This is a genomic window from Streptomyces sp. NPDC001137 (assembly GCF_040298885.1).
GTDB lineage: Bacteria > Actinomycetota > Actinomycetes > Streptomycetales > Streptomycetaceae > Streptomyces.
In genome coordinates, this window is record NZ_JBEPBA010000017.1 from 135,031 (window position 1) to 156,264 (window position 21,234).

Below are 21,234 nucleotides of genomic sequence, written 5' to 3' on the forward strand. Positions count from 1 at the left end.
CGCTGCGTCGTCGGTCACCCGAGAAACCCTCGTGTCGGTTGTGAATCATGTCAACAAGGCCTGCCGGTCAATAAATCTGACGGTGTATCAGAAAAGCTCTTCCGTCGGCCGGAGGACTGCGGCATCCTGCGCCCATGCAGACGGAGCTGAGCAAGAAACTGGGAGTCGAGCACGCCATTTTCGGCTTCACGCCGTTCCCCGCCGTCGCCGCGGCCATCAGCCGGGCCGGCGGGTTCGGAGTGCTCGGCGCGGTCCGCTACACCGCCCCCGACGAGCTCAAGCGCGACCTCGACTGGGTCGAGGCCCACGTCGACGGCAGGCCGTACGGCCTCGATGTCGTCATGCCCGCCAAGAAGGTGGAGGGCGTGACCGAGGCCGACGTCGAGGCGATGATCCCCGAGGGGCACCGGCAGTTCGTCAAGGACACGCTCGCCAAGTACGGCGTCCCGGAACTCGCCGAGGGCGAGGCCTCCGGATGGCGCATCACCGGGTGGATGGAGCAGGTCGCTCGGGGCCAGCTCGACGTCGCCTTCGACTACCCCATCCGGCTGCTCGCCAACGCCCTCGGATCCCCGCCCGCCGACGTGGTCGCCCGCGCCCACGAGCACAACGTGCTCGTCGCGGCCCTCGCGGGCAGTGCCCGGCACGCCGTCAAGCACCAGGAAGCCGGCATCGACATCGTCGTCGCGCAGGGCTACGAGGCCGGCGGGCACACCGGCGAGATCGCCTCCATGGTGCTCACCCCGGAGGTCGTCGACGCCGTCGATCCACTGCCCGTCCTCGCGGCCGGCGGCATCGGCAGCGGACAGCAGGTCGCCGCCGCGCTCGCCCTCGGTGCCCAGGGCGTGTGGCTGGGCTCCCTGTGGCTGACCTGCACCGAGGCCGACCTCTCCTCGCCCGCGGTGACGCGGAAACTGCTCGCCGCAGGCTCCGGCGACACCGTCCGCTCCCGCGCCCTGACCGGGAAACCCGCACGCCAGCTCCGTACCGAATGGACCGACGCGTGGGACGACCCGGCCGGACCCGGCACCCTCCCCATGCCCCTGCAGGGACTGCTGGTCGCCGAGGCCCTCACCCGCATCCAGAAGTACGAGGTCGAACCCCTGCTCGGCACCCCGGTCGGCCAGATCGTCGGCCGTATGAAGAGCGAACGCACCGTCCAGGCCGTCTTCGACGACCTCACCCGCGGCTTCGAGCAGGCCGTGGACCGCATCAACCGCATCGCCGGAAGGAGCGGCAAGTGACGAGTACGCCCCCCGCCGGGTTCTGGGCCCAGGCCGCCGCCGACCCCGACCGCACGGTCCTCGTCGCACCCGACGGCGAGCAGTGGACCGCAGGCCGCCTGCATGCCGCCGCCAACCAGCTGGTGCACGGCCTGCGCGCCGCCGGACTGGAACGCGGCGACGCCTTCGCGGTCGTCCTGCCCAACGGCATCGAGTTCTTCACCGCCTATCTGGCCGCCAGCCAGGCCGGTTTCTATCTCGTCCCGGTCAACCACCACTTCGTCGGCCCGGAGATCGGCTGGATCGTCGCCGACTCCGGCGCCAAGGTGCTCATCTCCCACGAACGGTTCGCCGGCCCCGCCCGCCACGCCGCCGACGAGGCCGGGCTGCCGGCCACCCACCGGTACGCCGTCGGCACAGTCGAGGGCTTCCGCCCGTACGCCGAACTCCTCGACGGACAGCCGGAGGCGGCGCCCTCGGACCGTGAGCTCGGCTGGGTCATGAACTACACGTCGGGCACCACCGGCCGCCCCCGCGGCATCCGCCGCCCGCTGCCCGGCAAGACCCCCGAGGAGGCCTATCTCGGCGGATTCCTCGGCATCTTCGGCATCAAGCCGTACGACGACAACGTCCACCTCGTCTGCTCACCGCTCTACCACACCGCCGTGCTCCAGTTCGCGGGCGCGTCCCTGCACATCGGCCACCGTCTGGTCCTGATGGACAAGTGGACGCCCGAGGAGATGCTGCGGCTGATCGACCGGGAGAAGTGCACCCACACCCACATGGTCCCGACCCAGTTCCACCGCCTGCTCGCGCTCCCGGAGGACGTGCGTCGCTCGTACGACGTGTCGTCCATGCGGCACGCCATCCACGGCGCCGCCCCCTGCCCCGACCATGTGAAGCGGGCGATGATCGACTGGTGGGGCCACAGCGTGGAGGAGTACTACGCGGCCAGCGAGGGCGGCGGTGCCTTCGCCACCGCCGAGGACTGGCTGAAGAAGCCCGGGACCGTCGGCAAGGCCTGGCCCATCAGCGAACTGGCCGTCTTCGACGACGAGGGGAACCGGCTGCCTGCCGGTGAACTCGGCACCGTCTACATGAAGATGAACACCGGCGGCTTCGCCTACCACAAGGACGAGGCCAAGACGAAGAAGAACCGTATCGGCGACTACTTCACCGTCGGCGACCTCGGCTACCTCGACGAGGACGGCTATCTCTTCCTCCGCGACCGCAAGATAGACATGATCATCTCTGGTGGGGTCAACATCTACCCGGCCGAGATCGAGTCGGCTCTGCTCGCCCATCCCGCCGTCGCCGACGCCGCCGTCTTCGGCATCCCGCACGACGACTGGGGCGAGGAGGTCAAGGCGGTCGTCGAACCGGCCCCGGGCCATGAGCCGGGCCCGGCCCTCGCCGCCTCGATCCTCGACCACTGCGCCGAACAACTCGCCGGCTACAAGCGGCCCAAGAGCGTCGACTTCATCACCGAAATGCCCCGCGACCCCAACGGCAAGCTCTACAAGCGACGGCTGCGGGACCCGTACTGGGAGGGGCGCACCCGCCCCGTGTGACCCCGGGAACCGCTGCCGGCGGACGGATCGAACGCGACGGGGTGCCGGAGCGTCACAGGAACGGCACCGCGTCCGTCACCGTCACCGTGAGCCCCGGGGGACCCATGCGCAGGCACACCACACGCGCCGTCAAACTGCTGTCCGCACTGGCCCTGTTGACCGTGGGAAGCGGTGCAGCCGTCGGCTGCGGCAGCGAGAAGGCCGTCGGCCACGGGGGCTCGACGGCCCGGGCGCGTGCGGTCGCCGACGCCTGGCACGGTTCCAAGGCCGCGGAGGAGTGGGCGAAGGGCTACTACCCCGTGGGCGATGCGATCCAGCTGCCCGACGGCGCCTTCCACACCGACGCCGACAAACGCGCGTACACGACCCAGAACTTCGTGCTGCGCACCACCCTCCCCGACACCCCGGAGTCCAACGGCGTGGTGAAGTGGGACGACGGCCGCTCGCTCACTCTGCCGCTGATGGGCGCACGCAGGGCCTACGACAGCCTGGCCCGCGGCTCCAACGACGGTCCGCGCCTCACCGTGACCGGCGCCAGGCTGGGCGAGACGCCCGTGGCCACCAGCCGCGGCCCGGCGACCGTCCCGGCCTGGCTGTTCACGCTCGACGGCTACGACACCCCGCTGAAGCGGGTGGCCATTGGTCCGTCGAAGCCGCCCAAGCCTCCGATCGCACCAGCGGCTGAGTCTCCCAGCGACGAACTGTGGCCACTCCAGCGGCTGGTGGGGGTGGGCGACGACGGCCGGACCCTCACCGTGCTCGCCGCGCACGGAGCCTGCGACGACGGTCCCGCAGTGAACGTCCTGGAGACGCAGGACAGTGTCGTGCTGTCCGCGTCCATCGTCGGGACCAAGGACGGCCCCTGCACAGCCCAGCTGCTGGGCACGGAGAAGACGGTGAAACTGCGTCGGCCTCTGGGCGGGCGGCTCCTCCTGGACGCGTTCACGGGCAGCCCGGTGCCGTCCGGGGCCGTGCGGTGGGGCTGATCCCACGCGGGATGCGCGGCACAGGGCCGCGCGGTCAGCGGTGCGTGCGCCTCCCGGGTGCTTGACCTGCCCCGGCCACGCGCCGAGGATCATCAGTCATGACGCAGGGACATGGCAGCACGGTTGACGGGGTGCTGCGGCGCAGCGCCCGACGCACCCCCGCACGCATCGCGGTGGAGTACGGCGACCGCAGGTGGACGTACGAGGAACTGGACGAGGCGGTCTCCCGCGCGGCGAGCGTCCTGCTCGAGCAGGGACTCGCTCCCGGCGACCGGGTCGGCGCCTACGGCCACAACTCGGACGCCTATCTGATCGGCTTCCTCGCCTGCGCCCGCGCGGGCCTGGTCCATGTGCCCGTCAACCAGAACCTGACCGGCGACGACCTTGCCTACATCGTCGGCCAGTCCGGCAGCGCGCTGGTCCTCACCGACCCCGACCTGACCGGTCGACTCGCCGACGGTGTACGGACGTTGCCCCTGCGGGATGCCGACGACTCACTGCTGGCCCGGCTCGCTTCGGCCTCCGCATACGACGGGCCCGAGCCGCGCACCGAGGACCTGGTGCAGCTGCTGTACACATCGGGTACGACGGCCCTGCCCAAGGGCGCGATGATGACGCACCGCGCCCTGGTGCACGAGTACCTGAGCGCGATCACCGCCCTCGACCTCAGCGCCGGCGACCGCCCCGTGCACTCCCTCCCGCTCTACCACTCCGCGCAGATGCACGTGTTCCTGCTGCCCTACCTCGCGGTCGGCGCCACGAACATCATCCTCGACGCGCCCGACGGGGACCGGCTGTTCGACCTCATCGAATCCGGCCGCGCGGACAGCCTGTTCGCCCCGCCCACGGTATGGATCGGCCTGTCCAACCGCCCCGACTTCACCACCCGCGACCTCGGCGGACTCCGCAAGGCGTACTACGGCGCCTCGATCATGCCGGTGCCCGTCCTGGAACGGCTGCGCCAGCGACTTCCGAAGCTCGCCTTCTACAACTGCTTCGGCCAGAGCGAGATCGGCCCCCTGGCCACCGTCCTGGCACCCGACGAGCACAAGGGCCGCATGGACTCCTGCGGCCGTCCCGTGCTCTTCGTCGACGCCCGCGTGGTCGACGAGGACGGCAAGGACGTCCCCGACGGGACACCCGGCGAAATCGTCTACCGCTCCCCGCAGTTGTGCGAGGGCTACTGGGAAAAGCCCGAGGAGACCGCCGACGCCTTCCGCGACGGCTGGTTCCACTCCGGCGATCTGGCGGTACGGGACGCCCACGGCTACTACACGATCGTCGACCGTGTGAAGGACGTCATCAACTCCGGCGGCGTACTGGTCGCTTCACGCCAGGTCGAGGACGCCCTCTACACCCACGAGTCCGTCGCCGAGGTCGCCGTGATCGGTCTGCCCGACGAACACTGGATCGAGGCGGTCACCGCGGTCGTCGTCCCGCGCGGCGAGGTGACCGAGGACCAACTGATCGCCCACGCCCGCGAGAAGCTGCCCCACTTCAAGGCACCGAAGCGGGTGGAGTTCGTCACGGAACTGCCACGCAACGCCAGTGGAAAGATCCTCAAGCGGGAGCTCAGGGACCGCTTCGCCGGCTAGCGCGACTCAGCGCGAGCGCAGGTCGACGATCCGCCGGATCTTCCCCACCGACCGCTCCAGCGACTCCGGCTCGACGATCTCCACCGCCACCGAGACGCCGATTCCGTCCTTCACGGCCGCCGTGATCGACCGCGCTGCGGCCTCCCGCACCTCGGGTCCGGCGTCGGGCCGGGCCTCCGCCCGCACGGTGAGGGCGTCCAGGCGGCCCTCCCGCGTCAGGCGCAGCTGGAAGTGCGGCGCGACACCGGGTGTGCGCAGCACGATCTCCTCGATCTGCGTCGGGAAGAGATTGACGCCCCGGAGGATCACCATGTCGTCACTGCGTCCGGTGACCTTCTCCATCCGCCGGAACACGCGTGCCGTTCCCGGCAGCAGCCGCGTCAGGTCACGTGTGCGGTACCGCACGACCGGCATCGCCTCCTTGGTCAGCGAGGTGAACACGAGCTCGCCCTCCTCGCCGTCCGGGAGCACCTCACCGGTGATCGGGTCGACGATCTCCGGGTAGAAGTGGTCCTCCCAGATGTGCAGCCCGTCCTTGGTCTCCACGCACTCCTGCGCCACCCCCGGGCCGATCACCTCGGACAGCCCGTATATGTCCACCGCGTCGATCGCGAACCGCTCCTCGATCTCCCGACGCATCTCCTCGGTCCACGGCTCGGCCCCGAAGATCCCCACGCGCAGGGAGGTGCCGCGCGGATCGACGCCCTGGCGCTCGAACTCGTCGAGGAGTGTGAGCATGTACGACGGCGTCACCATGATGATCTGCGGCTGGAGGTCCTGGATCAGCTGCACCTGGCGGGCCGTCATACCGCCGGAGGCGGGGATGACCGTACAGCCGAGCCGCTCCGCCCCGTAATGTGCGCCGAGGCCGCCGGTGAACAGCCCGTAGCCGTACGCCACATGCACCTTGTCGCCGGGCCGGCCACCCGCCGCACGGATCGAGCGGGCCACCATGTCGGCCCACAGGCAGAGGTCGGCGTCCGTGTAGCCGACGACCGTGGGGCGCCCGGTGGTGCCGCTGGAGGCGTGGATCCGGCGGATGCGGTCCTGCGGGACGGCGAACATGCCGTACGGGTAGTTCTCGCGCAGGTCCGCCTTCGTGGTGAACGGGAAGCGGGCCAGGTCGGCCAGGGACCGGCAGTCGTCCGGGCGGACGCCCGCCTTGTCGAAGGACTCCCGGTAGAAGGGCACGTGCTCGTACGCGTGCCGCAGCGAGGCCCGCAGCCGCTCCAGCTGCAGCGCCCGCAGCGCCCCGGCGTCGAGCCGTTCCCCCGCGTCCAGCAGCTCCGTCGCATCCGCCATCGGGACGTCTCCTTCGCCAACCACATCAATACGGGCGACCGATCATTCGGTCGAGCTGTTCGGGATCAGTAATTCAGGCCACGTCGGGGCAGGCAAGAGGGAGGCCCGCATTTTCTGCAGCGCCCCCACAACTGCGTTGCGCCACCGGGCCATGGGACAGCAAGATCGGCGCATGCCGACCTTCACCGCAGCCGACGGGACCAAGCTGGCCTACCACCTCCGGGGCGAGGGAGAGCCACTCGTCGTCCTGCCGGGAGGCCCGATGCAGGCCTCCTCCTACCTCGGAGACCTCGGCGGTCTCGCGGCGCACCGCCGACTGGTCCTGCTCGACCTGCGCGGCACCGGCGATTCCGCGGTGCCGACGGATCCGGCCACCTACCGCTGCGACCGGCTCGTGGACGACGTGGAGGCGCTCCGAGCCCACCTGGGCCTTGAGCAGATGGACCTGCTCGCCCATTCGGCGGGTGGCAGTCTGGCGATGCTGTACGCCGCCCGGCACCCGGAGCGGGTGGCGCGGCTGGTTCTCGTCACCTGCACCCCCTGGGCGCTCGGGAGGCGGCCCAGCGCCGAGGACCGGCTGGCCGCGGCACGGCTGAGGAGCGGTGAGCCGTGGTTCGAGGACCTGTTCCCGGCATTCGAGGCATGGCTTTCGGGGAAGGCCGACTTCGACCCGGCGTTCGCGCCCTTCTTCTACGGCCGCTGGGACGACGCGGCGGCGGAGCACGATGCCCGCGCCGAGTTCAACGACGAAGCCGCCGATGTCTACGGCTCCGACGGCGCCTACGACCCGCCGGCGACCAGCGCCGCACTCGCCCGAGTGGCCGCACCGGTCCTCGTCCTCGCCGGTGGGCTCGACGGCGGCCCGAGCCCCGAGCTGGCGCGCACCGTCGCCGATGTGTTTCCGAACGCAGAATTCACCGTCCAGCCTGGTGCGGGGCACTATCCGTGGGTGGACGACCCCGAGTGGTTCGCACGTCGGGTCGCCGGGTTTCTGGACCGGGACGCGGCCGTTTCGCCTTCGGTGGGGTAGCGGCCCGGCCCCCATGTCGCCCTGCTCGGGTTGCGGGATGCGCCGGCTGCCCTGACATTTGCGGTGGAGTGAAGAGTGCGAGGGGCCCTGTCCTCCCCCGAGAGGACAGGGCCCCGACGCGCGTCCGCTTCGATCAGCGGTGCGAGCTGGGCAGGTGCTCGTAGCAGCCGGAGCGCCAGCCGCCGTCGCCCTGGAGGTTGTCCAGGAGGCTGTCGCCGGTGTTCTTGCCGACGACACCGTCGACGTGCAGGCCGGACTTCTGCTGGAAGAGCCGCACCGCGCTGTAGGTGCCGGAGCCGAAGATCCGGTCCTCGCCGATCGTGTGGTGATGGGTCCGCCTGGCCCAGTCGTTGTAGCCGTGCTGGACGCACAGCACGGGTACGCCCGTGTCGCCACGGCTGATGTTCGGCACGTCGGGCCGCGCGGAGGCGCTGCCGACCGAGCCCAGCACCAGGCCGGCGCCGAGCGCTCCGGTGACGGTCGCGAGTGCGAGGGTCCTGCGCATGGTCATGGCTGGTTCCTTTCCGGTGAGTTGAGGGGCCGTATCGCTTCCGGTGGAATGCGAGGGCACGAAAGGACGCTCCCGGGCCGTGCCCCTCGGTGGCACCAACGACGTTGCCCGGCCGGATCCGGCAGCGGCCAGGGGAAGCGGCAGGACCGGTGGCACGCGGCACGGCCCACGCGCTGACCTGCTGGGACGCCGTGGCCCCTGACAAAACCGTGGGACGGCGGGCGGGGTCGGGATGCGGTCACAGTGGACGGGACCCGCAACACAGCCCCGGAGGAACCGCGTCCTCCCCCACGACGGCGACCGCGCACGCACGCGGGGAAGTGACATGACGCGCTGGAAGGAACTGCCCGCCGGGCTGGACGACACGGAGCGGCAACTCGTCGCACAGCTGCGGCGGTTGAAGGACCGCGCGGGCCTGAGCCTCGCCGCGCTCGCGGCAAGGACGTCGTACAGCTCCTCGTCCTGGGAGCGCTATCTCAACGGGAAGAAGCCGGTGCCGCGCGCGGCGGCCGAGGAACTCGCCGAAGTCTGCGGGGCGCCGGCGGAGCGGCTGCTGGTGCTGCACGAGGTCGCCGAGACGGCACGGGCACAACGGGCGGCGGCAGCCGGCGACGGGGCCCGCCCCCACGCCGTACGCCCCGGTCACGGCGCATCCCTCATGCGCTGCCGGCAGCCGCCGTCGCGGCCGTCCTGGCGCCGTTCGGCGCCGGATTCCTGAGCGGAGCCGCCTGGCACCGGGACGACGGCAGCGGGGCGAAGCAGAACGTCGCTTCCGGCGCCTCCGCCTTGCCCAGTGGTCACACGTACGGCTGCGACCGGGTCCGGCGTGCACACGGTGTCCTCACCGCGGGCTACTCCACCAGCCGTGATGCGCTCCTGGACCGGGGCAGCACCGGCTGGGACGTGGTGGAGGCACAGTGCCTGCTGCGACGGCACGGGTTCGACAGCGGACGGGTCGACGGCGTGTACGGGGAGAAGACCGGGCGGGCCGCGCGTGCCTTCCAGGAACGGCACGGCCTCGCGCCGGACGGCATCGTCGGCCCCGACACCTGGAAGAAACTGCGCACATGAGCCCGGAGACGGCGCAGCTGACCGGGAGCATGCGCGAGGTGCGCGCCGCGGCGGGACTGAGCCTGGCCCAGCTGGCCCGGCGCACGCCCTACAGCAAGTCCTCCTGGGCGCGCTATCTGGCGGGTACGCAGCCGGTGCCCCGCCGTGCGGTGCAGGCCCTGTGCGAGGTGGCGGGCGTACGCCCCGAACGGCTGCTGGCCCTGTGGCAGCTGGCCGACGCCCGCTGGAGCGGGCGGGCCCGGGCGACGCCCGAGCCGCCTTCCGAGCGCCGGAACCTCCGCGGCGCCCCGTACGTGTGGGGCGCGGTGGCCGGGCTGGCGGCGGCCGCGGTGGCAGCCGTCGCCGTGCTGCTGTCCGGGCCGTACGGGTCGTCATCGGCGACCACCGGGACCGCCCCGGCCTCGTTCACGCCCGGGCCCGGCTGCTCGGGCCGTACCTGCGAGGGGAAGAACCCGCTCGACATGGGATGCGGTGGCCCGCGGATGGTCAGGACCCTGGCGGCGCGCACCGCCGACGGACGCAGTGTGCAGCTGCGCGACGGCACGGCCTGCCACGCCGTCTGGGCCCGCGCCGCCCGTCTCCACCTCGGCGACCGGGTCGAACTCACCCTGCCGGGCGCACCCCCCAAGGAGATCCATGTCGACACCGAGAAGGAGCGCAACGCCTATCTGGCGACCCCGATGACGGCTCTGACACCGCCGCACGGTCCGGGCGACGCCCGCGTGTGCCTGATCCCGGCCGACGGCCGGCGCGTCTGTTTCACCGGCAGGTGAGCAGCCCGGCGTCCGGGGTCACGGCTGGCGCGGTCCGGCCGCCGCAGCGCTTCGATGCCGTCGCAGCACGACATGACCGCCGATCAGGCTCAGCGCGAGGACGGTGAGTCCGACACCGCCCGCCACCTCGAAGCCGGCCGGCCCCGTGCCGCCACCGACGCCTGCGTTCACCCCGCGCTGCGGAACCGGCGTGGAGGTCGCCGGCGCCGGGGTGAGCATGGCGGGGGTGACCGTGGCCGAGGCCGAGGGCCTGTGCGGCAGGTCCTCGCAGGCGATGCCGTCGTGGTCCGCGTCCAGGCGGAACGGATCGCTCGGATCGCGGTTGAATTCGGCCTGCGCGTCTTCCTGGGACGCGAAGTCGCGGCAGTCCACGTCGGTCTGTGCGTGTGCCACGACGGCCGTCGGGCCGGTGGTCACGAGGAAAGCCAGTGCTGCTGTGCTCAGCACGCGCGGTGCTATGTGCATGGGGGGTCCCTTTCAGGGCCGGTGATCCGCTCACCGTCACTGCGACCCTAGGGACGGCATCCAGCCCCCGGCGCGCTGTGCTGACCCATCCGAAGGACCCCCCGCCGAACCGAACCGAACCGAACCGTCGTCGGCCGGCCGGCTCAGCCGCTTTGCGGCCCGTATGCCGTCATGAAGCGGTCCCGGAACTTGTTCATGGTCCACTCCGGGGCGTTGTCCGCGGGCTTGATGCCGTCCGTCCAGCCCCAGTTCGAGACGCGGTCGAGGACCTTCGGGTCGCGGGCGACGATGGTGACCGGCACGTCCCGGTTGCTGGTGCCCCCGGTGACCGTGGGGACGGGCTGGTGGTCGCCGAGGAAGACGAGGACGGTCTTGTCGTCGCCATAGCGCTGCATCCACTGGGTCAGGCTGTCCAGGGAGTACTGGATGGCCTTGCGGTACTCGGTGCGCACGCGCTTGGCGCTCTTCCAGACCTCCGTGGGGTTCGTGCCCTCCTTCTTGATCTTGTAGAAGACCTTGCCGTTCCCCAGGTCCTTCCAGTCGATGATGTGGGCGATGGGCGACCAGGGGTTGTGGCTGGAGGCCAGGATGATCTCCGCCATGATCGGGTCGCGGTTCTTCTTGGCGTGCTCCAGCTTCTGGAAGGCCTCCAGGCTGAACTGGTCCGGCACCGGCGTCCAGCTGAAGTACGGGCCCTGGTAGCCGAGGTGCGTGGAGTCGTAGATGTGGTCGAGGCCGAAGTACTTCCCCTCGGGCCAGGCCTTGCGGACGCCCGGGACGATGCCGACCGTGCGCCAGGCGCCGGTCTTCTGGAAGTAGCTGGTGAGGGTGGCGCGGTCGCTGGTGGTCAGGGTCCGGTACCGCTGCTGGTTCTTGATCCACAACCCGGACAGGAACGTCGAGTGGGCGAGCCAGCTGCCGGCGCCCGTCACCGGCGACCTGAGCCAGCCGCTGCGCGCCGCGAAACCGGCCGCCTTGAGCCTCGCGTCACCCGCCTTGAGCGTCGCGTCGACCTCCGGTCCCATCGTCGGATCGTCGATCGCCACCCGGCCGTAGCTCTCGATGAAGGTGAACATGACGTCCTTGCCGCGCAGTCCGGTCAGCAGCTGGTCGGACGGTGTCTTGGCGTAGGCGTCGACGGCCATCTGCTTCTTGAAGACGTCGGCGTCGCCGAGGCCGTCGCGGACGTACTGCACACGGTTGGCGAGGTACTGGGCGTATCCCTTGGTGGCGACGGTGACACCGCCGAACTGCACCCCCAGGGTGAAGCAGATGATCCACACGACGCCGAGGACCAGCGTGGAGCGTACGGCGACGGGGCGGTGCCGGGCCAGCACGTTGGCCAGCCGCACCATCGCGAGCGCGCTCAATGTGAGCACGGCGACGACCAGGACGATCACCCCGACCACCGCGAGCACCTCGCCGGAGCGCCCGAAGGAGTCCTTCACCCAGTCCGCCCCGTCGCTGAGCAGCACCCAGTCGAAGACCAGGTCGAACGGCCGGGCCAGGGTCTGGCGGAAGCCCATGTCGAGGCACTTCAGAACGGCGGAAAGGCCGACGAACGCCCCCAGGACGAGGGCCGTGATCCGTCGTCCCTTCGACGGCAGTACGAGCAGGACGGCCGCGAGGAAGATCGCCTCGACGGGGAGGCGGAGGAAGGACTGGACGGTGATCCAGTCGAGGCGGTTGGGCACGAGGAGCACGACGAACACCAGGGCGGCGGCCAGGACGGTCGTGCCCACGTGGACGGCAACCGCCGTGCGGGGGTAGCGACGGCGCCGGCCGAACCAGCCGGCGGCGCCCGTCGGGCCGGGCTCGTCGGCGGTCGTGGAGGTGTCCGCTTCCTCCTCGGCGGAACCGTCGCTGGTGGAAGCCGTGTCCGGGACGGCGGCCTCGGTCGGCTCCTTCCCGTCCTCCGCGCCGCCCGTCTCCTGCGCTGCGGTGTCCACGGCCGGCTCGTCGGCTTCAGGAGCGGTCGAGGCCTCCTCGGCTCTGGTCCTGTCCGGTGCGTCCGCGTCCGTCTCCGGCAGTTGACGAGGGGGCGTGAGGTGCGACACCCGGGGGTCCTTCCGTGCGAAACCGCTGATGGCACGGCGGACCGGGCCCGTAGGGCCGAGCCGCCGACCTCGCGTACGGCCCTGCGTCACCCTCCGTTCAAACACCCGGGTCAACCGCGCGCAAAGAGTACGCCCGCCGCCCCGCCCGGCCCACAGGGGGCCCCGGCCTTCCGTCTAGCGGTCCGCCGCGACCGCGACCTCCCGGGCCCACCGGTAGTCGGCCTTGCCGCTGGGCGACCGCCGTATCGTCTCGGTGATCACCAGCTGCCGCGGGATCTTGTAGCCGGCGAGATGGGTACGGCAGTAGGACTGCACGTCCTCCAGCGAAGGCCGTGGCGCGCCCTCGCGCAGTTGCACCACCGCCGCCACGTGATTGCCCCACTTCGCGTCCGGCACCCCGGCCACCAGCGCGTCGTACACGTCGGGATGGGACTTCAGGGCCTGTTCGACCTCCTCGGGGTACACCTTCTCGCCCCCGGTGTTGATGCACTGCGAGCCACGTCCCAGGACCGTGACCACGCCCTGCTCGTCCACCGTCCCCATGTCACCGAGCAGCACCCACCGCTCGCCGTCCTTCTCGAAGAAGGTCTCGGCGGTTTTCTTCGGGTCGTTGTAGTAGCCGAGCGGGACGTGGCCGCACTGTGCGACCCGGCCCACCTCGCCCACCGCGACCGGCTCGTGGGTGGCCGGATCGACCACCTGGGTACGGGAGTTGACGCGGATACGGAAGGACTGCCCGGCCCCGGAGTCAGCGGTCGCCGTGCCGTTGAAGCCGGACTCGGAGGAGCCGTAGTTGTTGAGCAGCATCGCGTTCGGCAGCAGCTCCTGGAACTGCCGGCGCACCGTCTCGGAGAGCACCGCGCCGGACGAGGACACGCTGAACACCGACGAGCAGTCCGTGCCCTTCATCGGCCCGGCCAGGGCGTCGATCAGCGGCCGCAGCATCGCGTCGCCGACCAGGGAGATGCTGGTGACCCTCTCCTTCTCGATGGTCCGCAGCACTTCCTCGGGCACGAACTTGCGATGGATCACGACGCGTTGCCCGAAGTTGAAGCCGATCAACGAGGTGAGGGTGGAGGTGCCGTGCATCAGCGGGGGAGTGGGGAAGAAGGTGATCCCAAAGCCGCCGGCCGCGACCCGCTCGGCGAGCTCCTGCGGCTTCCTGACAGGCTCACCGGTGGGCGCGCCCCCGCCCAGACCCGAGAAGAACAGGTCCTCCTGACGCCACATCACACCCTTGGGCATCCCGGTGGTGCCGCCGGTGTAGATGATGAACTGGTCGTCGCCCGAGCGCGCCGGAAAGCCGCGCTCGGGCGACCCGGCCGCCTCGGCCTGGGCGAACGACACGGCGGAGACCCCGTCCTGCGCCCCGCCCACCCGGACCAGATGCCGCAGCTTCGGGCACTGCGGCAGCGCCGCCGCCACCCGCTCGTCGAACTCCGCGTCGAAGACCAGCGCCACCAGATCGGCGTCCCGGTACAGGTACACCAACTCGTCCTCTACGTAACGGTAGTTGACGTTGACCGGGACGATGCGCGCCTTCAGGCAGCCGAAGACCGTCTGCAGATACTCGATGCCGTTGTAGAGGTGCAGCCCGAGGTGTTCGCCGGGGCGGATCCCGGCGTCGATCAGATGGTGGCCGATACGGTTCGCCGCCTCGTCCAGCTCCTCGTACGTCAGGCGCCGCTCCGCGCCCGTGCCCGGGTGGTCGATGTACACCAGGGCCTCGCGCTCCGGCACCACGTCGACGACCGACTCGAACAGGTCGGCAAGGTTGTACTCCACCGCTCCTCCTGACCCCGGCAGCCATGACGACCAACAGTCATGACGAAGAAAGGCGCATCCGTCGGTTCGCCGGTCATCAGAGCAAAGCGGGCGACAACTGTGAAGGGTCCGCGCGAAGAAATCTGACTGCGTGTCAGAAAACCCTTGAAGTGACTCCCCGCCTACTGCAACCTGTTCTCGTTCTTTGAGAGGGGAGATGGGTGATGGGCGGGACCGAACACCTCACCGTGCAGCGCGAAGGCGCCACACTGGTGCTCACGCTCAACAGGCCGGACGCCAAGAACGCGCTCTCGCTGTCCATGCTCGTCGGTCTGTACGACGGCTGGATCGAGGCCGACGAGGACGACGCCGTCCGCTCGATCGTGCTGACCGGTGCGGGCGGCGCGTTCTGCGCCGGCATGGACCTCAAGGCCCTCGCCGGCCAGGGCATGGAGGGCGAGCACCACCGGGACCGCCTCAAGGCCGACCCGGACCTGCACTGGAAGGCGATGCTGCGCCACCACCACCCCCGCAAACCGGTGATCGCCGCCGTCGAGGGCTACTGCGTGGCGGGCGGCACGGAGATCCTCCAGGGCACCGACATCCGCGTCGCGGGCGAGTCTGCGACGTTCGGGCTCTTCGAGGTCAGGCGCGGACTGTTCCCCATCGGCGGCTCGACGGTGCGCCTGCAGCGCCAGATCCCGCGCACCCACGCCCTGGAGATGCTGCTCACCGGGCGCCCCTACACCGCCCGGGAGGCCGCCGGCATCGGCCTGATCGGCCATGTCGTGCCCGACGGCACCGCCCTCGCCAAGGCCCTGGAGATCGCCGAACAGATCAACGCCTGCGGGCCACTCGCCGTGGAGGCCGTCAAGGCGTCCGTCTACGAGACCGCCGAGATGACCGAGACGGACGGGCTCGCCTCCGAACTCAAGCGGGGGTGGCCGGTCTTCGACACGGCCGATGCCAAGGAGGGGGCGCGTGCCTTTGCGGAGAAACGGCCGCCCGTCTACAGGCGCGCGTAGTGCTGCGCCGGCTCAGGCCGGTTTGGAGACTGCGGACCGGATGTGGCTGGTCGCTCCCCCACTCTCGACTTCGCTCGAGCGGGGGGACCCCCATCGCGGCGGAGCCGCACATGTCACAGCCCCGCGCCCCTGAAGGGGCGCGTCCTGACCGTCGTTCTCTCAAGGAGGTAGGCCCGGTGACCGAAGTCCTCAAGGCTCCCCTCGCCGTCGAATTCCCCTTCACCCGATCCCTCGGGCCTGTCCAGAGCGCCTTTCTGACCGGTCTGCGCGAGCGGGTCGTCCTCGGGGTCAGGACCGGTGACGGCCGTGTCCTCGTGCCGCCCGTCGAGTACGACCCCGTCACCGCCGAGGAGATCCGCGACCTGGTCGAGGTCGCCCCCACCGGCACGGTCACCACCTGGGCCTGGAACCACGAACCCCGCCGCGGACAGCCCCTCGACACCCCCTTCGCCTGGGTCCTGGTCCGCCTCGACGGAGCCGACACGGCCCTGCTGCACGCCCTCGACGTCCCCGGACCGGACGCCGTGCGCACCGGCATGCGTGTCCGCGTCCGCTGGGCCGAAGCGCGCGAAGGCGCCATCACCGACATCGCCTGCTTCGAGCCGTACGACGGCGGACCCGCCCCGACCACCGGGCACACCGGCGAGTTCGAGGACGCGATCAGCGGCATCGTCGCCCACGCCCGCCTCGACTACACCTACTCGCCCGGCCGCGCGCAGACCGCCTACATCAACGCCCTCTCCGAGCGGCGGACCGTCGGCGAACGCTGCCCCTCCTGCCGCAAGGTCTACGTGCCGCCCAGGGGCGCCTGCCCCACCTGCGGCGTCGCCACGTCGGAACAGGTCGAGGTGGGGCCGCGCGGCACGGTCACCACCTTCTGCATCGTCAACATCAAGGCGAAGAACCTGGACATCGAAGTCCCGTACGTCTACGCCCACATCGCCCTCGACGGCGCCGGCCTCGCGCTGCACGGCCGGATCGGCGGCATCCCCTACGACCAGGTGCGCATGGGCCTGCGCGTCGAACCGGTGTGGACCGAAGGGGCCCGCTACCCCGACCACTACCGGCCCACCGGCGAGCCCGACGCGGACTACGAGACGTACAAGGAGCTGCTGTGATGCGTGACGTAGCACTGGTGGCCTTCGCCCAGACCGACCACCGCCGCACCAGCGAGGAGCTCTCCGAGGTGGAGATGCTCATGCCGGTGCTGCACGAGGTCCTCGACCAGACAGGTCTGAAGACCGCCGACATCGGCTTCACCTGCTCCGGCTCCAGCGACTACCTGGCCGGGCGCGCGTTCTCCTTCACCCTCGCCCTCGACGGCGTCGGCGCCTGGCCGCCGATCTCCGAGTCGCACGTGGAGATGGACGGCGCCTGGGCCCTGTACGAGGCGTGGACGAAACTCCTCACCGGGGACGCCGACACCGCCCTCGTGTACTCGTACGGCAAGTCCTCACCCGGCTCCGTGCGCGACGTCCTGACCCGGCAGCTCGACCCGTACTACGTGGCCCCCCTGTGGCCCGACTCCGTCGCTCTGGCCGCTCTTCAGGCGCAGGCCTTGATCGACGCCGGCGACACCGACGAACCCGCGCTCGCCGCCGTCGCCGCCCGCAGCCGTGCGGACGCCGCCGCCAACTCCCATGCCCAGCTGCGGGGTTCGGTGCCGCAAGGGGACTACCTCGTACGGCCCCTGCGTACCGGTGACTGCCCGCCCATCGGCGACGGCGCGGCCGCCGTGATCCTCGCGGCGGGGGAGCGGGCCAGGGAACTGTGCGAACGGCCCGCCTGGATCCGCGGTATCGACCACCGCATCGAAGCCCACGGCCTCGGTGTCCGCGACCTGACCGACTCGCCCTCCACCCGGCTGGCCGCCGAGAAGGCCGGCGCCTTCGAACGGCCCGTCGACACCGCCGAGTTGCACGCACCCTTCACCTCGCAGGAGGTCGTGCTGCGCAAGGCACTGCGGCTCGGCGACGACGTGCGGGTCAACCCGTCCGGCGGGGCCCTCGCCGCCAACCCGATCATGGCCGCCGGGCTCATCCGCATCGGTGAGGCCGCCGCCGGCATCCACCGGGGCGAGTCCGACCGGGCGCTCGCCCACGCCACCTCCGGGCCCTGTCTGCAACAGAACCTGGTCGCCGTACTCGAAGGGGATGCGCGATGAGCAAGGAGCCCGTGGCCGTCGTAGGCATCGGCCAGACCAAGCACGTGGCGGCGAGGCGGGACGTGTCGATCGCGGGACTCGTGCGAGAGGCGGCCCGACGTGCCCTCGACGACGCCGAGTTGACCTGGGCCGACATCGACGCCGTCGTCATCGGCAAGGCCCCCGACTTCTTCGAGGGCGTGATGATGCCCGAGCTCTACCTCGCCGACGCGCTCGGCGCGGTGGGCAAACCGATGCTGCGGGTGCACACCGCCGGATCCGTCGGCGGCTCGACTGCGCTCGTCGCCGCCAACCTGGTCGCGGCTCGCGTCCACGGCACCGTGCTGACGCTGGCCTTCGAGAAGCAGTCCGAGTCCAACGCCATGTGGGGCCTGTCCCTGCCGATCCCCTTCCAGCAGCCACTGCTCGCCGGGGCCGGCGGCTTCTTCGCCCCGCATGTGCGCGCGTACATGCGGCGCACCGGAGCGCCCGACACGGTCGGCTCGCTGGTGGCCTACAAGGACCGGCGCAACGCCCTGAAGAACCCCTACGCCCACCTCCACGAGCACGACATCACCCTGGAGAAGGTCCAGGCCTCGCCGATGCTGTGGGACCCGATCCGCTACTCCGAGACCTGCCCGTCCTCCGACGGCGCCTGCGCCATGGTGCTGACGGACCGGGCCGGCGCCGCCCGCGCGCCCCGCCCGCCCGCGTGGATGCTCGGCGGCGCCATGCGCAGCGAGCCCACCCTCTTCGCCGGCAAGGACGCCGTGTCGCCGCAGGCCGGCAAGGACTGCGCCGCCGACGTGTACCGGCAGGCGGGGATCGCCGACCCGCGCCGCGACATCGACGCCGTCGAGATGTACGTGCCGTTCTCCTGGTACGAGCCCATGTGGCTGGAGAACCTCGGCTTCGCCGAGGAGGGCGAGGGCTGGAAGCTCACCGAGGCCGGGGTGACCGAACTGGACGGGGACCTGCCCGTCAACATGTCGGGCGGCGTCCTGTCGACCAACCCCATCGGCGCCTCCGGCATGATCCGCTTTGCCGAGGCGGCGCTCCAGGTACGCGGGCAGGCCGGAGAACACCAGGTGGAAGGGGCCCGTCGGGTCCTCGGACACGCCTACGGGGGCGGATCGCAGTTCTTCTCGATGTGGCTCGTGGGGAGCGAACCCCCGGCGTCGTGAAAGACTCCGGAAAGGTCCCCCTCACGTGGCCTGTTGGCAACAGAAACCGATCGCTAGGCTGGCCGCGGACGACGAATCGGGAGGAGCACGGACGTGGCCGAGAGCACCATCCAGCAGCACCCGCTTGCGGGCTGGGACAAGCCTGAGCTGGACCTCAGCAACGCCGATTGGCACTCGAGCAGCCGTGGCCTGGGGGATGTCCAGATCGCTTTTGTCGAGGGATTCATCGCGATGCGCAACAGCGGCCGCCCGGAAAGCCCTTCCCTGATCTTCACGCCCGCGGAATGGGGCGCGTTCGTGTCGGGGGCGCGGGAAGGAGAGTTCGACCTGACCTGACCCGGCGGCCCCGCGGCTGAGCCGACGGGCCGATCCGGGGGTGTTCCACCCGTCTTTGCGGACACGCGACCTTGAGCGCCCTTCCCGGGCCGAAGCCTGAGCGAGGCTGGCCCCGGGAAGGGAAGGCCGTCTCCCGGAGATGAGGAACCATGAGCAGCACCCTGCCGGTCATCGCGGCGGTCGACGGTTCGGACGACAGCCTGCGCGCCCTGGACTGGGCCCTCGACGACGCCCGCAGACGCGGGGTGCCGCTGCGGGTGGTCCATGTGCGGCAGTACGCCGCCTGGGCCCAGCCCGACATCCTTGCCGCCGGGCCGCCGGAGCCGGGCGACGACCCGGTGCTCGACCAGGTGCGCACATATCTCAAGGGGCGGGCCGACCTGCCGGCCGTGGAGTACCACGGCCTGGAGGGGGCGCCCGGCGCCCTCCTGCCCGAACTGGGCACCGGCGCCCAGCTGTTGGTGCTCGGCTCCCGAGGGCGCGGCGGCTTCGCCAGTCTGCTGCTCGGCTCCAACGGCATGGCCGCCGCCCGGGACGCCGAGTGCCCCGTAGTGGTGGTGCCCCGTCCCGGCCGCGAGGTGCACGGCGACGTACCGGTCGAGCCCGGCCCGCGCGTGGTCGTCGGCCTGCAGGTGGACAGCCCCGACGAGGCGACCCTGGCCTTCGCCTTCACCGAGGCCGGGCTGCGCGGCGCCCGCCTCCATGTGGTCGCCGCCTACATGTGGCCCGTGCAGCCCTGGACCGTCCCCGGCGAACTCGTGCCGCCGCTGGTCGACCAGAACGCCGTCGAGAACGAGACCTGGACCCTCGCCGAGGGCTTCCTCACCCCGCACCGCTCAAGGCACCCCGACGTCCCCGTCGACACCTACGCGATGCCGGGCGACGCGGCCGGTCAGCTGGTCGCTGCCTCCAAGGACGCCGGCCTGGTCGTCGTGGGCCGCCACCGCCGCCGTCTGCTGGCGCCCGCCCGCATGATGGGCTCGGTCACCCAGGCGGTCCTGCTGCACGCGGCGGCCCCGGTGGCGGTGGTGCCGCCGGTCATGGGGGAGGAGTGAGGGCCGGTACCGGGTTGGTACCGCAGTGGCACTTGGCCGCCGGCGGTGCGCGGGTGCGGTGCAGGTAGGTGGGGGCTTGCCGCCCAGTACCCCGCGCCCCTTGAGGCGGCTGCCGTGAGCGTCGGCATGCGGCCGGCTTGCTGCCCGTAGCCGAAGCCGTCACACGCCTCGACGCCGCGGCCGCCCGCACCCCGACCGTCCCGTGCTGCACTGGCCCGCGAGCGCCGGACCCGCCGTCCACAGAAAGGCGGCCCGACGGCGCGCACGAGCTCACCGCGACCCTCGCGCAGGCCGCGATCACCTTCCTCACCCGCCCCGACCGGCAGCGGCTGCGCGCCTGCCCCGCGCCGCGCTGCGTGCGCTACTTCCTCAAGGGGCACCCGCGCCAGGAGTGGTGCGGGCGCTCCTGCGGAACCGTGCACGCGTCGCCCGCCACCACGACCGGCACAAGACCGTCCAAGGAACGCGACGGCTCAGCCGACCTGGATGTGCGTGTTCATCCCGAGCTGCTTGTGGCCAGGGACCGGACAGTACAAATCGTACGAACCCTTCTTGAGGGTGACCGTCACGTTCGCCTCCTGGCCGCCTTGGATGTTCTTTGTCTTGGCGTCCTCCACGCCGGGGCCGTCGATGGACAGAGCATGCGTGATCTTGCCCTTGTTGTCGGCGACGAAGGTGTAGGTGCCCGGTGTGAACGACGACCGGGACAGCTTCAGCCCGTACTCGGTCTCGGTGACCGTCACCCGGGTCCCCGAGGCCTTGCTCGCTCCGGAGGAGGCCGAACCGCCTCCGCCGCCTCCACCGCCCCCGCTGGAGCAGGCGGCCAGAACGAGGACGGCGGCGAAGGCCGACGCCGTGACCCCGAGTGCCGTACCCCTCGTACGGGCTTTGCGTGCCGTGAGTGCCATGTGGCTCATCCCCTTCCGGGTCTGCCCGCCACCTGTCGGGCTTGTCCTCGTCTGCCACGGGGAGACCCTCTATGGGGGATACGGACGGATGTGCCCCGGTGTTCAGGGCAGACTCCACCGCGGGGAAATCAGCTCCGGAAGCGGTTCGGCCAGTAATCCACAGACCGGGTCGCGCGACCCCCGCGAGGCGTACGCTGAGGTGCCTGTAGGTCACGGTGCGCGCTCGCTCCCCGCG

The 21,234-nt window shown here is 71.1% G+C and carries 20 protein-coding genes; 14 read left to right on the forward strand and 6 right to left on the reverse strand.

Going from position 1 to position 21,234, the window contains the following annotated elements; translation table 11 throughout:
- Nucleotides 1–134 precede the first annotated feature (134 nt).
- The 4 genes from ABT254_RS29960 to ABT254_RS29975 all read left to right on the forward strand — a co-directional run bounded on the left by ABT254_RS29960 (nt 135) and on the right by ABT254_RS29975 (nt 5,375).
- Nucleotides 135–1,244, forward strand: a complete 1,110-nt coding sequence (locus ABT254_RS29960) for an NAD(P)H-dependent flavin oxidoreductase (RefSeq protein WP_351476609.1) — start codon at nt 135–137, stop codon at nt 1,242–1,244.
- Nucleotides 1,241–2,794 (forward strand): acyl-CoA synthetase, encoded by a 1,554-nt coding sequence (locus ABT254_RS29965; RefSeq protein WP_351476612.1) that lies wholly within the window; start codon nt 1,241–1,243, stop codon nt 2,792–2,794. The genes ABT254_RS29960 and ABT254_RS29965 overlap by 4 nt, the downstream gene beginning before the upstream one ends.
- A 104-nt stretch (nt 2,795–2,898) precedes the next feature.
- Nucleotides 2,899–3,780 (forward strand): hypothetical protein, encoded by an 882-nt coding sequence (locus ABT254_RS29970; protein ID WP_351476615.1) that lies wholly within the window; start codon nt 2,899–2,901, stop codon nt 3,778–3,780.
- Between the two features lie 98 nt (nt 3,781–3,878).
- Nucleotides 3,879–5,375 (forward strand): acyl-CoA synthetase, encoded by a 1,497-nt coding sequence (locus tag ABT254_RS29975; RefSeq protein ID WP_351476618.1) that lies wholly within the window; start codon nt 3,879–3,881, stop codon nt 5,373–5,375.
- Nucleotides 5,376–5,381: 6 nt separating this feature from the next.
- On the opposite strand, the gene paaK is transcribed toward ABT254_RS29975, so the two are convergent.
- Nucleotides 5,382–6,677: a phenylacetate--CoA ligase PaaK gene (gene paaK / locus ABT254_RS29980; RefSeq protein ID WP_351476621.1), complete on the reverse strand. Its 1,296-nt coding sequence runs from the start codon at nt 6,675–6,677 to the stop codon at nt 5,382–5,384.
- A gap of 172 nt (nt 6,678–6,849) precedes the next feature.
- On the opposite strand from paaK, the gene ABT254_RS29985 reads away from it, so the two are divergent.
- Entirely contained in the window at nt 6,850–7,707 is an 858-nt protein-coding gene (locus ABT254_RS29985; protein WP_351476624.1) for an alpha/beta fold hydrolase, read from the forward strand.
- Between the two features lie 133 nt (nt 7,708–7,840).
- On the opposite strand, the gene ABT254_RS29990 is transcribed toward ABT254_RS29985, so the two are convergent.
- Nucleotides 7,841–8,218 (reverse strand): peptidoglycan-binding domain-containing protein, encoded by a 378-nt coding sequence (locus ABT254_RS29990; RefSeq protein WP_351476627.1) that lies wholly within the window; start codon nt 8,216–8,218, stop codon nt 7,841–7,843.
- Nucleotides 8,219–8,543: 325 nt separating this feature from the next.
- On the opposite strand from ABT254_RS29990, the gene ABT254_RS29995 reads away from it, so the two are divergent.
- From ABT254_RS29995 to ABT254_RS30005, 3 genes are all read left to right on the forward strand, one after another.
- Nucleotides 8,544–8,936: a helix-turn-helix domain-containing protein gene (locus tag ABT254_RS29995; protein ID WP_351476630.1), complete on the forward strand. Its 393-nt coding sequence runs from the start codon at nt 8,544–8,546 to the stop codon at nt 8,934–8,936.
- Between the two features lie 68 nt (nt 8,937–9,004).
- Nucleotides 9,005–9,289 carry a peptidoglycan-binding domain-containing protein gene (locus ABT254_RS30000; protein WP_351476634.1) on the forward strand — a complete coding sequence of 95 codons (285 nt, stop codon included), beginning with the start codon at nt 9,005–9,007 and terminating at the stop codon, nt 9,287–9,289.
- Complete coding sequence (locus ABT254_RS30005) at nt 9,286–10,062, forward strand: helix-turn-helix domain-containing protein (protein WP_351476637.1); 777 nt, start codon at nt 9,286–9,288, stop codon at nt 10,060–10,062. Before ABT254_RS30000 ends, ABT254_RS30005 begins: the two co-directional genes overlap by 4 nt.
- Nucleotides 10,063–10,080: 18 nt before the next feature.
- Here ABT254_RS30005 and ABT254_RS30010 read toward each other — a convergent pair whose 3' ends face one another.
- From ABT254_RS30010 to ABT254_RS30020, 3 genes are all read right to left on the reverse strand, one after another.
- Entirely contained in the window at nt 10,081–10,527 is a 447-nt protein-coding gene (locus ABT254_RS30010; RefSeq protein ID WP_351476640.1) for an excalibur calcium-binding domain-containing protein, read from the reverse strand.
- A gap of 143 nt (nt 10,528–10,670) precedes the next feature.
- Entirely contained in the window at nt 10,671–12,584 is a 1,914-nt protein-coding gene (locus ABT254_RS30015; protein WP_351476643.1) for an alkaline phosphatase family protein, read from the reverse strand.
- 174 nt (nt 12,585–12,758) lie between these two features.
- Nucleotides 12,759–14,369 (reverse strand): acyl-CoA synthetase, encoded by a 1,611-nt coding sequence (locus tag ABT254_RS30020; protein WP_351476646.1) that lies wholly within the window; start codon nt 14,367–14,369, stop codon nt 12,759–12,761.
- 203 nt (nt 14,370–14,572) lie between these two features.
- Between ABT254_RS30020 and ABT254_RS30025 the strand changes: the two genes are divergently transcribed.
- The 6 genes from ABT254_RS30025 to ABT254_RS30050 all read left to right on the forward strand — a co-directional run bounded on the left by ABT254_RS30025 (nt 14,573) and on the right by ABT254_RS30050 (nt 20,091).
- Complete coding sequence (locus ABT254_RS30025; protein ID WP_351476649.1) at nt 14,573–15,373, forward strand: crotonase/enoyl-CoA hydratase family protein; 801 nt, start codon at nt 14,573–14,575, stop codon at nt 15,371–15,373.
- A gap of 176 nt (nt 15,374–15,549) precedes the next feature.
- Nucleotides 15,550–16,491 (forward strand): Zn-ribbon domain-containing OB-fold protein, encoded by a 942-nt coding sequence (locus tag ABT254_RS30030; protein ID WP_351476652.1) that lies wholly within the window; start codon nt 15,550–15,552, stop codon nt 16,489–16,491.
- Complete coding sequence (locus ABT254_RS30035) at nt 16,491–17,537, forward strand: thiolase family protein (protein ID WP_351476655.1); 1,047 nt, start codon at nt 16,491–16,493, stop codon at nt 17,535–17,537. Before ABT254_RS30030 ends, ABT254_RS30035 begins: the two co-directional genes overlap by 1 nt.
- The gene (locus tag ABT254_RS30040) at nt 17,534–18,700 is read left to right on the forward strand and encodes a thiolase family protein (protein ID WP_351476658.1); all 1,167 of its coding nucleotides are present in this window, start codon (nt 17,534–17,536) and stop codon (nt 18,698–18,700) included. Before ABT254_RS30035 ends, ABT254_RS30040 begins: the two co-directional genes overlap by 4 nt.
- A 93-nt stretch (nt 18,701–18,793) precedes the next feature.
- Complete coding sequence (locus tag ABT254_RS30045; RefSeq protein WP_151478766.1) at nt 18,794–19,036, forward strand: DUF397 domain-containing protein; 243 nt, start codon at nt 18,794–18,796, stop codon at nt 19,034–19,036.
- A 149-nt stretch (nt 19,037–19,185) separates the two neighbouring features.
- The gene (locus ABT254_RS30050; protein WP_351476661.1) at nt 19,186–20,091 is read left to right on the forward strand and encodes a universal stress protein; all 906 of its coding nucleotides are present in this window, start codon (nt 19,186–19,188) and stop codon (nt 20,089–20,091) included.
- Between the two features lie 473 nt (nt 20,092–20,564).
- On the opposite strand, the gene ABT254_RS30055 is transcribed toward ABT254_RS30050, so the two are convergent.
- Nucleotides 20,565–20,999: a plastocyanin/azurin family copper-binding protein gene (locus tag ABT254_RS30055; RefSeq protein ID WP_351476663.1), complete on the reverse strand. Its 435-nt coding sequence runs from the start codon at nt 20,997–20,999 to the stop codon at nt 20,565–20,567.
- Nucleotides 21,000–21,234 lie beyond the last annotated feature (235 nt).

Bases quoted from the DNA above. Each gene is read 5' to 3' on its own strand.
- ABT254_RS29960 (WP_351476609.1), top strand. From the start codon at position 135: ATGCAGACGGAGCTGAGCAAGAAACTGGGAGTCGAGCACGCCATTTTC.
- ABT254_RS29970 (WP_351476615.1), top strand. From the start codon at position 2,899: ATGCGCAGGCACACCACACGCGCCGTCAAACTGCTGTCCGCACTGGCC.
- ABT254_RS29975 (WP_351476618.1), top strand. From the start codon at position 3,879: ATGACGCAGGGACATGGCAGCACGGTTGACGGGGTGCTGCGGCGCAGC.
- paaK (WP_351476621.1), bottom strand. From the start codon at position 6,677: ATGGCGGATGCGACGGAGCTGCTGGACGCGGGGGAACGGCTCGACGCC.
- ABT254_RS29985 (WP_351476624.1), top strand. From the start codon at position 6,850: ATGCCGACCTTCACCGCAGCCGACGGGACCAAGCTGGCCTACCACCTC.
- ABT254_RS29990 (WP_351476627.1), bottom strand. From the start codon at position 8,218: ATGACCATGCGCAGGACCCTCGCACTCGCGACCGTCACCGGAGCGCTC.
- ABT254_RS29995 (WP_351476630.1), top strand. From the start codon at position 8,544: ATGACGCGCTGGAAGGAACTGCCCGCCGGGCTGGACGACACGGAGCGG.
- ABT254_RS30005 (WP_351476637.1), top strand. From the start codon at position 9,286: ATGAGCCCGGAGACGGCGCAGCTGACCGGGAGCATGCGCGAGGTGCGC.
- ABT254_RS30010 (WP_351476640.1), bottom strand. From the start codon at position 10,527: ATGCACATAGCACCGCGCGTGCTGAGCACAGCAGCACTGGCTTTCCTC.
- ABT254_RS30025 (WP_351476649.1), top strand. From the start codon at position 14,573: ATGGGCGGGACCGAACACCTCACCGTGCAGCGCGAAGGCGCCACACTG.
- ABT254_RS30035 (WP_351476655.1), top strand. From the start codon at position 16,491: ATGCGTGACGTAGCACTGGTGGCCTTCGCCCAGACCGACCACCGCCGC.
- ABT254_RS30040 (WP_351476658.1), top strand. From the start codon at position 17,534: ATGAGCAAGGAGCCCGTGGCCGTCGTAGGCATCGGCCAGACCAAGCAC.
- ABT254_RS30050 (WP_351476661.1), top strand. From the start codon at position 19,186: ATGAGCAGCACCCTGCCGGTCATCGCGGCGGTCGACGGTTCGGACGAC.
- ABT254_RS30055 (WP_351476663.1), bottom strand. From the start codon at position 20,999: ATGGCACTCACGGCACGCAAAGCCCGTACGAGGGGTACGGCACTCGGG.